Annotated in this window: 8 protein-coding genes and 1 pseudogene; 6 read left to right on the plus strand and 3 right to left on the minus strand. The window is 73.0% G+C overall.

Translation table 11 applies throughout. From position 1 onward, the window contains the following. Window positions 1-763 precede the first annotated feature (763 nt). Together ACZ7HQ_RS07840 and ACZ7HQ_RS07845 are read right to left on the minus strand one after the other, a co-directional pair. Window positions 764-1,531, minus strand: a complete 768-nt coding sequence (locus tag ACZ7HQ_RS07840; protein ID WP_470986154.1) for a hypothetical protein — start codon at window positions 1,529-1,531, stop codon at window positions 764-766. A gap of 167 nt (window positions 1,532-1,698) precedes the next feature. After that, on the minus strand, window positions 1,699-3,372 hold the full coding sequence (locus ACZ7HQ_RS07845) for a PucR family transcriptional regulator (RefSeq protein ID WP_470986157.1): 1,674 nt from the start codon (window positions 3,370-3,372) through the stop codon (window positions 1,699-1,701). A 332-nt stretch (window positions 3,373-3,704) separates the two neighbouring features. Between ACZ7HQ_RS07845 and ACZ7HQ_RS07850 the strand changes: the two genes are divergently transcribed. The 5 genes and pseudogenes from ACZ7HQ_RS07850 to ACZ7HQ_RS07870 all read left to right on the plus strand — a co-directional run. Next, window positions 3,705-4,598: an FAD binding domain-containing protein gene (locus ACZ7HQ_RS07850; RefSeq protein WP_470986160.1), complete on the plus strand. Its 894-nt coding sequence runs from the start codon at window positions 3,705-3,707 to the stop codon at window positions 4,596-4,598. Next, the gene (locus ACZ7HQ_RS07855) at window positions 4,598-5,179 is read left to right on the plus strand and encodes a (2Fe-2S)-binding protein (protein ID WP_470986162.1); all 582 of its coding nucleotides are present in this window, start codon (window positions 4,598-4,600) and stop codon (window positions 5,177-5,179) included. Before ACZ7HQ_RS07850 ends, ACZ7HQ_RS07855 begins: the two co-directional genes overlap by 1 nt. A gap of 2 nt (window positions 5,180-5,181) precedes the next feature. Then, entirely contained in the window at window positions 5,182-7,566 is a 2,385-nt protein-coding gene (locus ACZ7HQ_RS07860) for a xanthine dehydrogenase family protein molybdopterin-binding subunit (protein ID WP_470986164.1), read from the plus strand. 202 nt (window positions 7,567-7,768) lie between these two features. Continuing rightward, window positions 7,769-9,235 (plus strand): NCS2 family permease, encoded by a 1,467-nt coding sequence (locus tag ACZ7HQ_RS07865; RefSeq protein WP_470986166.1) that lies wholly within the window; start codon window positions 7,769-7,771, stop codon window positions 9,233-9,235. Window positions 9,236-9,292: 57 nt separating this feature from the next. Continuing rightward, window positions 9,293-9,794, plus strand: a pseudogene (locus ACZ7HQ_RS07870) (XdhC family protein); the annotation flags it as partial. Window positions 9,795-9,909: 115 nt separating this feature from the next. Here ACZ7HQ_RS07870 and ACZ7HQ_RS07875 read toward each other — a convergent pair. Next, window positions 9,910-10,350, minus strand: a complete 441-nt coding sequence (locus ACZ7HQ_RS07875; RefSeq protein ID WP_470986168.1) for an SRPBCC family protein — start codon at window positions 10,348-10,350, stop codon at window positions 9,910-9,912. Window positions 10,351-10,543: 193 nt separating this feature from the next. Here ACZ7HQ_RS07875 and ACZ7HQ_RS07880 point away from each other — a divergent pair, with 193 nt between their 5' ends. Then, window positions 10,544-11,185, plus strand: coding sequence for a phosphoribosyltransferase (locus tag ACZ7HQ_RS07880; RefSeq protein WP_470986170.1), 642 nt, complete (start codon window positions 10,544-10,546; stop codon window positions 11,183-11,185). Window positions 11,186-11,277 lie beyond the last annotated feature (92 nt).

Here is an 11,277-nt window from a genome sequence, read left to right on the forward strand (position 1 = left end):
GGTCTGGTGGGGGAGTACGTCGCTGGCGGGTTCTGAGCCGGTGCGGCGGGTGCCGTGGGGGTTTGGCCGTCTGTGGGCCCCGGGTCGGCCGGGGGGTTCGCGTGCGGGGGCTGGTGGGGGAGTACTTCGCCGGCGCAGCCTGGGCGGTGCGGCGGGTGCCGCCGGGGTTTGGCCGTCTGCCGGGCCCGTGTCCATGGGGGGCTTGCGCGCGGGGTCTGGTGGGGGAGTACGTCGCTGGCGGGTTCTGAGCCGGTGCGGCGGGTGCCGTGGGGGTTTGGCCGTCTGTGGGCCCCGGGTCGGCCGGGGGCTTGCGTGCGGGGTACTTCGCTGGCGGGTTCTGAGCCGGTGCGGTGGGTGCCGCCGGGGGTTGGCCATCTGTCGGCACCGGGTTCGTCAGGGAGTCACGTCCAGGGTCTCGTAGTGGCGGAGTACTTCGGCGGCGCGGCCTGAGCCGGTGCGGGGGTGCCGTAGGGGCCGTCCGTCTCCCGGGCCCTGGCCCACCACGGACCCGCGTGCGGGGTCGGCCTGAGCCGGTGTGCGGTGGGTATCCTCGGGACCCGGCCGTCTCCCGGCCCAGGGGCCACCACGGACCCATGTCCGGGAGCGCTCCGTGGGCCCCCTCCGCTGTGCCGTGGCCGCTCCCGGTGCCGGAGGGGCAGCTGCCGCGCAAGCCGCGTCGGCACTCCCCGCCGGGACGCCTCCGGTTCGGTCTCCGTGTCGGCCACCAGTTGGCCCAACTCCCCGCGGCTCAGCGGGGGTTCGGTCATGCCGTCGCCGCCCCCGGTGCCGGGGGGGAGAGCTGTCGGGCGAGCCATGTCGGCACTCCGCCGAGCAGTCGGAACAAGCGCCGGGCCTCCTCGCGCAGGCGGGACGCCTCCGGTTCGGTCTCCGCGTCGGCCAAGGAGGCCAGCGCGGGGGCCGTGCCCACCAGATAGCCCAACTCCTCGCGGATCCGCAGGGATTCGGCGAAGCCATGCCGAGCCTCCGTCAACTCGCCGTCCCGCAGGGCGAGTCCGGCGAGATGGCGCCAGGTGAAGGACAGCAGCAGCGGGTCGGTGTGCTCGGCAGCGCCCGCGTGTGCCCGGCGGTACGCGGCGCGAGCCGCCTGCGGGGACCGGGTCAGGTTCTCGGCGATCAGACCCCGGCGGAAGTCCAGCAGGGCCCGGCCCGACGCCCCCGGAGGGATCAGCGCCGCCGCCCGGCCCAGCGCGGCCCGCGCCTCGTCGGCGCGGTCCCGGACGCCGTGCAGCGTGGCCGTGTAGGCGAGCTGGCCGCGTTCGCAGGCGGCGGCCCCCCGCTCCTCGTCGGTGTGCGCCAGCGCCTCCGCCGTCCGCAGGGCGTCCTCCGCGTCCTCCCAGCCCCGCTCGGTGTACAGACACCGTTCGACCAGCAACCCGGCCCGCTGCAGCGCCGTGGCGGGGGTGTCCGGCGGCAGCAGGGCCGCCGCGTCCGCCCAGCAGGCCCGCGAGCGCAGCCGCCATACCGCGGTCTGGAGCGGATCGTCACCAGGGGTCGTTCCGTTACCAGACATGGCGGTATGCGCCACGTTGCCCTCCCCGAGCACGCCATCGAGCTGTTGAGTGGTGGCGGCATTCCAGCACCAATCGCGGCGCCGGGCCAAGAGGGTGGGTGAAAGATTTCACAAAGTCGTGGGGCGGGGGCGTGACCGGGTTTGGCCCCCGCACGCCCCCGCTGACCTCAGCTCATGCGCAGCGCGAGGAAGAAGTCCAGCTTGTCCTCCAGGCGCGACAGGTCACGTCCCGTCAACTGCTCGATGCGGCCCACCCGGTAGCGCAGCGTGTTGACGTGCAGGTGGAGCCGGGTGGCGCAGCGGGTCCAGGAGCCGTCGCAGTCCAGGAACGCCTCCAGGGTCGGGATCAGCTCGGCCCGGTGGCGCTGGTCGTAGTCCTTCAGCGGGTCCAGCAGGCGGGCCGTGAAGGCGCGGCGGACGTCGTCGGGGACGAACGGGAGCAGCAGGACGTGGCTGGCCAGCTCCTGGTGGCCGGCGGCGCAGACCCGGCCGGGGCGGGCCGCCGCGACCCGGCGGGCGTGCCGGGCCTCCTCCAGGGCGCCGCGCAGGCCCTCCGCCGAGTGCACGGCGGCGCTGACGCCGAGGGTGAGCCGCCCGTCGTCGTTCAGGCCCGCCGACAGCGTCCCGCGCACCGACTTCAGCAGGGAGTCGGCCATCAGGCCGGTCTCCGAGCCGTCGTGCTCGGCGGAGACCGCCGGGAGCGGCACGAGCGCGATCGCCTCGTCGCCCGTGTGCGCGACGGCGATCCGGTCCGAGGGCTCGGGGCCGGTGGCCAGCGGGTCGACCAGGACCTCCTCCAGCAGCGACTGGGCGACCGGGCCGCCCTCGACCTCCCCGCCCTCCCACTCCACGCGGGCCACGACCACCTGCCAGTGCGGGGCCGCGCCGAGCCCGGGCAGCAGCACCGGGGCGGCCACCCGCAGACGGGCCGCGATCTCGGCCGGAGCGGCACCCGTCTGCACCAGCTCCAGCACCTCCTGGGCGAGCCGGCGCCGCACCGTGCGCGCCGCGTCCCGGCGGTCCCGCTCGACCGCGATCAGCTGGGTCACGCCCTGCAGCAGGTCCAGGCGCTCCTCGGGCCAGTCACCGGCGTCCGCCTCGACGGCCAGCAGCCAGTCCGACAGCACCGTCTCGCGCACGTCCCGGGCGGCCTGCGGGGTGCGGCCCAGGGAGCTGATCCGGAAGACCGAGTACGTGCTGCCGCCGAACAGGACCCGGTGCGGGCCGCGGCGGCCGGTGCGGGCTGCCGCCAGATGTTCGGCGGCGAGCTTCGCACAGGTCTCCGGGGGCAGCGCCGGGCCCGCCTCCTTGGAGCCGGCGATCAGCCGGCCGGTGGGGGAGAGCACCCAGGCGCGCAGGTCCAGGTCGGAGCCGAGCAGGTCCAGGACCACGTCCGGGCCGCCGCCCGCCGGGCCCGAGGTCATCATCCGCCGGTGCCGGTCCACGACGGCCGCCAGGTCTCCGGCACGCTCGCTGGAGACCTGCCGTACGACGTGCTCGGTGATCGTGGCGAAGGCCACCGACTCGTGCACCGCGAACAGCGGCAGCCGGTGCTTGACGCAGGCGAGCACCAGGTCGTCCGGCACATCGCCCAGCTCCGCCTCGCCGGCCGCGAGCGCCGCCACCCCGGCCTGCACCAGGATCCGCACGAACGACTCGGAGTCCGCCGCGTCCCGGCGCCAGGCCAGGCCGGTCAGCACCAGCTCGCCCCCGGACAGGTAGCGGCTCGGGTCGCGCAGGTCGGTGGTCATCACCCCGCGCACCGACCGGTCCAGCTCGTCCTCGCCGCCGAGCAGCCGCAGGCCCAGCGCATCGGTGTCCAGAAGTGCGCGCAGCCGCATCTCGTCGCCGCCGTTCTTTGTCTCGAAACCTACGATGGATCTTGGAGGGTGACGGGAGAAGGCCCGGCACGGGCCGCACAGGGCGCTCTCCGTGCTGTTTCCTGCGTTTCCCCAGGAAATCGGAGAGGTTGCCGATGACCTCCGTTCATACGAATCTACAAGATGCCCACCGTGGCCAGCCAACTCCTTCATGGTTTCGGTGACTGACCGCACTGGAGTAAGGGGCGGTGTACTGAGTCCACTCCGCGTGAACAGCACATGAACGAGCCGGGCCCGACGCACCCGGATTGGCTCAATCTGTACGACCCATGAGACCAAGAAGAGGGCCGGTCATGGACTTCCTTCGCCCCGCCAGCTGGCAGGAGGCGCTCGCCGCGAAGGCCGAGCACCCCACCGCTGTCCCGATCGCGGGCGGGACCGATGTGATGGTCGAGATCAACTTCGATCACCGCCGGCCCGAGTACCTGCTCGACCTCAACCGCATCGGCGACCTCTACGAGTGGGAGGTCGGCGAGGAGAGCGTGCGGCTGGGCGCTTCCGTGCCGTACACCGGAATCATGGAGAACCTCCGTGCCGAGCTGCCGGGCCTCGCGCTCGCCTCGCACACCGTCGCCTCCCCGCAGATCCGCAACCGCGGCGGCGTCGGCGGCAACCTCGGCACGGCCTCGCCCGCCGGTGACGCCCACCCCGCCCTGCTCGCGGCCGGCGCCGAGGTCGAGGTGGAGTCGGCGGCCCGCGGCACCCGGCTGATCCCGGTCGACGAGTTCTACACGGGCGTCAAGCGCAACGCGCTCCAGCCCGACGAGCTGATCCGCGCCGTCCACGTGAAGAAGGCCGACGGCCCGCAGCAGTACTCCAAGGTCGGCACCCGCAACGCCATGGTCATCGCCGTGTGCGCCTTCGGTCTCGCCCTGCACCCCGGGACCCGTACGGTCCGCACCGGCATCGGCTCGGCCGCGCCCACGCCCGTCCGGGCCAGGGCCGCCGAGGAGTTCCTGAACGCGGCCCTCGAAGAGGGCGGCTTCTGGGACAACGGCAAGATCATCACGCCGTCCGTCGCCAAGCAGTTCGCCCAGCTGTGCTCCGGCGCCTGCAACCCGATCGACGACGTCCGGGGCACCGCGAGCTACCGCCGCCACGCGGTCGGCGTCATGGCCCGCCGGACGCTCACCTGGGCCTGGGAGTCGTATCGCGGTACCCGCCGCACCACCGAGGGAGCTGCGTGATGCGCGTCAACTTCACCGTCAACGGACGTCCGCAGGAAGCCGACGACGTCTGGGAGGGCGAGTCCCTGCTGTACGTCCTGCGTGAGCGTGTCGGGCTGCCGGGTTCCAAGAACGCCTGCGAGCAGGGCGAGTGCGGCTCCTGCACCGTGCGCCTGGACGGCGTCCCCGTCTGCGCCTGCCTGGTCGCGGCCGGCCAGGTCGAGGGCCGCGACGTGGTGACCGTCGAGGGCCTCGCGGACCTCGCCAGGCAGCGCGCCGAGGGCGGCTGTGCCACCGGCGCCTGCGGCACGTCGCCGGGGGACGCCCGGGGCCGGCAGGCCGAGGGCACCGACTCGCGGACCGGCGAGGGCAGCGAACTCTCCCCGGTCCAGCAGGCGTTCATCGACGCCGGCGCCGTTCAGTGCGGCTTCTGCACCCCGGGTCTGCTCGTCGCCTCCGACGAACTCCTGGAGCGCAACCCGAACCCGAGCGACGCGGACATCCGTGAGGCGCTGTCGGGCAACCTGTGCCGTTGCACGGGCTACGAGAAGATCATGGACGCGGTCCGCCTGGCGGCCGCCCGCCAGTCCGAGGGGGTCTGATCATGACCGCCAACGGCGCACCCACGAAGATCACACAGGGCTCCCGGACCAGGGGCGGCATCGGCGAGTCCACGCTCCGCCCGGACAGCACCCTCAAGGTCACCGGCGAGTTCGCGTACTCGTCCGACATGTGGCACGAGGACATGCTGTGGGGCCAGATCCTGCGCTCCACCGTCGCGCACGCCGAGATCGTCTCCATCGACACCGGCGAAGCCCTGGCCACACCCGGCGTGTACGCGGTCCTGACGTACGACGACCTGCCCACCGCGGTGAGGAACTACGGCCTGGAGATCCAGGACACCCCGGTCCTCGCGCACGGCAAGGTCCGCCACCACGGCGAGCCGGTCGCGCTCGTCGCCGCCGACCACCCGGAGACGGCCCGCCGCGCCGCCGCGAAGATCAAGGTGGACTACCGCGAACTCCCGGTCGTCACCGACGAGAAGTCGGCCCTCGCGCCGGACGCGGTCCTCGTCCACGAGAACCGCGACGACCACCACGCCGGCCACGTCCCGCACCCGAACATCGTGCACCGCCAGCCGATCATCCGCGGCGACGTCGAGGAAGCCCGCAGGCGGGCCGACGTGATCGTCGAGGGTGAGTACACCTTCGGCATGCAGGACCAGGCCTTCCTCGGCCCCGAGTCCGGCCTCGCCGTGCCCGAGGAGGACGGCGGCGTCCACCTCTACATCGCCACCCAGTGGCTCCACTCCGACCTGCGCCAGATCGCGCCGGTCCTCGGCCTGCCCGAGGACAGGGTGCGCATGACGCTCTCCGGCGTCGGCGGCGCGTTCGGCGGCCGCGAGGACCTGTCGATGCAGATCCACGCGTGCCTGCTCGCGCTGCGCACCGGCAAGCCGGTGAAGATGGTCTACAACCGGTTCGAGTCCTTCTTCGGACACGTCCACCGGCACCCGGCGAAGCTCCACTACGAGCACGGCGCCACCAAGGACGGCAAACTCACACACCTGAAGTGCCGGATCGTCCTGGACGGCGGCGCCTACGCCTCCGCCTCCCCGGCGGTCGTCGGCAACGCCTCGTCCCTGTCGGTCGGCCCCTACGTGGTGGACGACGTCGACATCGAGGCCATCGCCCTCTACACCAACAACCCGCCCTGCGGCGCCATGCGCGGCTTCGGCGCGGTCCAGGCGTGCTTCGCCTACGAGGCGCAGATGGACAAGCTGGCGAAGGAGCTCGGCATGGACCCGGTGGAGTTCCGGCAGCTGAACGCGATGGAGCAGGGGACGATCATGCCGACCGGGCAGCCGGTCGACTCCCCGGCCCCGGTCGCCGAACTCCTGCGCCGTGTCAAGGCGATGCCGCTGCCGCCCGAGCGCCAGTGGGAGTCCAGCGAGGGCGCGGACGTACGGCAGCTGCCCGGCGGCCTGTCCAACACCACGCACGGCGAAGGCGTCGTACGCGGGACCGGGTACGCGGTCGGCATCAAGAACGTCGGCTTCTCCGAGGGCTTCGACGACTACTCCACCGCCAAGGTGCGCATGGAGGTCATCGGCGGCGAGCCGGTCGCGACCGTGCACACGGCGATGGCGGAGGTCGGCCAGGGCGGTGTCACCGTCCACGCGCAGATCGCCCGCACCGAACTCGGCGTCACCCAGGTGACCATCCACCCCGCCGACACCCGGGTCGGTTCCGCCGGCTCCACCTCGGCCTCCCGGCAGACGTACGTCACCGGCGGCGCCGTGAAGAACGCCTGCGAGCTGGTCCGCGAGAAGGTCCTGGAGATCGGGCGCCGCAGGTTCGGCACCCACCACCCGGCCTGGGCGAGTGCCGACCTCCTGCTGGAGGGCGGCAAGGTCGTCACCGACGGCGGCGAGGTCCTCGCGGACCTGGCCGGAGTCCTCGGGGACGAGACCGTCGAGGTCGAGGCGGAGTGGCGGCACCGGCCGACCGAGGCCTTCGACCCGCGCACCGGCCAGGGCAACGGCCACGTCCAGTACTCCTTCGCCGCGCACCGCGCGGTCGTCGAGGTCGACACCGAACTCGGCCTGGTCAAGGTCATCGAGCTGGCCTGCGCCCAGGACGTCGGCAAGGCGCTCAACCCGCTCTCCGTCATCGGCCAGATCCAGGGCGGTACGACCCAGGGCCTGGGCGTGGCGGTGATGGAGGAGATCGTCGTCGACCCGAAGACCGCCAAGGTCAGGAACCCGTCCTTCACGGATTACCTGATCCCCACGATCCTCGACACGCCGACCATTCCGGTCGACGTGCTCGAACTCGCCGACGACCACGCCCCGTACGGGCTCCGTGGCGTCGGCGAGGCCCCGACCCTGTCGTCCACCCCGGCCGTCCTCGCGGCGATCCGGAACGCGACCGGGCTGGAGCTCAACCGCACTCCGGTGCGGCCCGAGCACCTGACGGGGACCGCGTAACACCCAAGCTCTCCGGGCGGCGCAGGGAACGTCACACACTCGCCGCGCCGCCCGGAGGAACCCCTTTGAGTTCCGCACCGCTCGCGGTCCTTGAAGCACCTGGAAATTCGTTCGTCTCGGGCCGTCCCCCGGGTCGTCCATTCCCAAATCCCGTGTCCGGTCAGGAGCACGGGTGCCCCTGTGAACCTTGGGAGATGGCACCATGACCCAGCAGTCAGTGGAGCCCACGAACACCGCCGAAGAGGCGGGCGCGGGTTCGCGTCCGCCGGCCGGTAGGTCGTGGCTCGACCGGTACTTCCACATATCCGAAAGAGGATCATCCATCGGGACCGAGGTCCGCGGTGGCATCACCACCTTCATGGCGATGGCGTACATCCTCCTGCTCAACCCCGTGATCCTCAGTGGCGCGGACAGGTCCGGCGACTCGCTGAGCCAGAAGGCCCTCATCACGGCCACCGCCCTCGGCGCGGCGGCCACCACTCTGCTCATGGGCTGGGTCGGCAAGGTGCCGCTCGCCATGGCCGCCGGACTCTCCGTCTCCGGTGTGCTGGCCGGTCTGGTCATGGGCACGAAGGACCTGACGTGGGCCCAGGGCCTCGGCATGTGCGTCGCCTACGGCGTCGTGATCATGCTGCTGGTGGTCACCGGCCTGCGCGAGATGATCATGAACGCGATCCCGCTGCCGCTCAAGCACGGCATCACGATCGGCATCGGCCTGTTCATCGCGTTCATCGGTCTGGTCAAGGCCGGGTTCGTGCACGCCGGTACGGCGACCCCGGTCACGCTCGGCGACGGGGGTGAGCTCGTCGGCTGGCCCGTGCTGCTCTTCGCCGTCACGCTGCTTCTCATCTTCGCGCTGCAGGCCCGCAAGGTTCCGGGCGCCATCCTCATCGGCATCGTCACCGGCACCGTTCTCGCGGTGATCGTCAACGCGACCGGCCTCGCCGGCGACAAGGCCTGGGCCAACGGCGAAGGCCCCGCACTGCACGGCAGCGCCGTGTCGATGCCGGACTTCTCGCTCATCGGCAAGGTGTCCTTCAGCGGTCTGGGCGACGTCGGCTACATGACGGTCACCTTCATCGTCTTCACCCTGGTCCTCGCGGGCTTCTTCGACGCGATGGCCACCATCATCGGCATCGGCACCGAGGCCAACCTCACCGACCGCCAGGGGCGCATGCCGGGCCTGTCCAAGGCGCTGTTCATCGACGGTGCCGGCGGTGTCGTCGGCGGTGTGGTGGGCGGCTCCGGCCAGTCCGTGTTCATCGAGTCCGCGACCGGCGTCGGCGAAGGTGCCCGTACCGGTCTGGCCTCGGTCGTCACCGGTGGATTCTTCGCCCTGTGTCTCTTCTTCACCCCGATCACCGCGATCGTGCCGCGCGAGGTGGCCTCGGCCGCCCTGGTCACCATCGGCGCGATGATGATGATGAACGCCCGGCACGTGGACTGGGCCGACCGCTCCGTCGCGATCCCGGTCTTCCTCACCGTCGTGATCATGCCGTTCACGTACTCGATCACCCCCGGTGTCGCCGCCGGTGTGATCTCCTACGTCGTCATCAAGCTCGCCCAGGGCAAGTGGCGGGAGATCGGCGCCTTCATGTGGGGTCTGACAGTGCTCTTCGTCGTCTACTTCTCCCTGCATCCGCTCCGGGCCCTGCTGGGCGTCCACTGACGCCCGAGGTGCTTCACGCATCCCGTTGACCGAACAGGAGACCGGACCGTGCCGGACATCGCCGTCGACAGCGAGGGCACGGCCATCGGTTCGGTCTCCGGCGGGTGCGTGGAAGGAGCCGTGTACGAGCTGTGCCGGCAGGCGCCGGAGGACGGCGGGACCGTCCTGGGGCGCTTAGGCCACAGCGACGAGGACGCGTTCGCCGTCGGTCTCACCCGTGCCGGCGCCATCGACGTCCTCGTCATGCCGGTCCGGGCGGACGGTCCCGCCCGGCCGGTGCTCGCGGCCGCGCCGGCCGCCGCCGCCCGTGGGGAGGCGACGGCGGTCGCGCGGATCGCGGAGGGACCGGCGCCGCTGCGGGGCCGGGCCCTCCTCGCCCGCCCTGCCGCTTCCCGAGACGGCGGCTTCGGAGGCCGGCCCGAGCGGGACCGTACGGTCGCCGCCGAGGCCGGTGCCTTCCCGGGGCGCGGGCCGCACCGGCACCCCGCGGACCGGCGGACAGGGCCCGCGCTGCGGCCTCCCGCTCACGGCGCCGGCCGAGTCCCCGGTCCCCGCCCCTGCGTGATCGTCTTCGCCGCGGGGCCCGTTCCCCGGACGCCGGCGAGTTCGACGTCCCCCTGCCCGAACCGGCCCGGCTGCGCTCCCCGATCGGGCCGGTGCCCCGACGGGCGGGCTCACGCCCGCCTGAGCAACCGGTTCACGGCTCGTCCGAACACGTACCGCGCCGTGCCGTTCAGCACGCCGTCGAAGGCGCGAGGCAGGAAGCGCACGCGCAGTTCCTCACGCCACACCACCCGGCTGCGGCCTCCGGGCCCCGGCCGTACCTCGATCTCCGCCCAGCCCCGCACCACCCCGCCACGCTTCTCCAGCCGGCACAGGCCGCCCTCCCCGTCGGTGGGCGGGCGCCAGACCGTCACCTCCATGACGTCGTCGACGGCCAGCGGGCCGACGCCGGAACGGGCCACGAAGCGGGTGCCCACGCCGGTGGGCTCCGGCGTGAGCACCCTGACCCGGGTCAGCGGGACCGCGTCGGCGTGGCGGGGCCAGGTGGTGAGCCGGCGCCACGCCTCGTCGAGCGGGAGCGGGGCCGTACGGGCGAAGGAGAAGATCGGCACGGCACGATCGTAGGCAATGGCCGTGGGCGGCCTGCGCGTTCACCCCCGCCTCACCCGGCCGGCCGAGCGGTCGGGGCCGGTACGCCGACGTCGAAGCAATAGCTCGGGTGTTCGAATACCTGGGGTTGGTCCGACCGGGATTGCCCGAGCAGGAGCACCATGGAGGGAGGGGCTCCGCGGAGGAGGACGAGCCATGCGCTTCCGGGACCGTGCCGAAGCCGGGCGGGAACTCGCCGGACTGCTGAGCGACCTGCGGGACCGGGGCGCCCTCGCCGACCCCCTCGTCCTCGCCCTGCCGCGCGGCGGCATCGCCGTCGCCGAACCCATCGCCCGCGCCCTCGGCGCCCCGCTCGACGTGCTCATCGTGCGGAAGATCGGTGCCCCGCACCACCAGGAGTTCGCCGTCGGGGCGCTCGTCGGGGACGACCCGCCCCTCTTCAACGCGGGGACCCTGGACCGGCTCGGCCTGACCGAGGAGGCCATGGCCCCGGTGGTCGAGCGCGAGCGGCGGGAGCTGCGCCGCCGCGAGCAGCGCTACCGCGGCGACCGCCCGGCGCCGGACCCCGAGGGCCGCACGGTGATCGTGGTCGACGACGGTCTCGCCACCGGCGCCACCGCCCGCGCGGCGCTGCGCCACGTCCGGCGCCACCGGCCCGCGCACCTCGTCCTGGCCGTCCCCGTCGGCGCCCCCGACTCCGTGGACCTCCTCGCGACCGAGGCCGACACGATCGTGTGCCCGCACCGGCCGGCCGGCTTCGCCGCCGTCGGCCAGTGGTACGACGACTTCGAGCAGCTCACGGACGCCGAGGTGCTGGCCGCACTGCGCGCGCACTGAGGGTGGAGAGGGGGGGGGGGGGGGGGGGGGGGGGGGGGGGGGGGGGGGCGCCCCCCCCCCCCCCCCCCCCGCCCCCCGGCGGGTCTCTCTCT

The organism is Streptomyces sp. NPDC037290 (genome assembly GCF_055603245.1).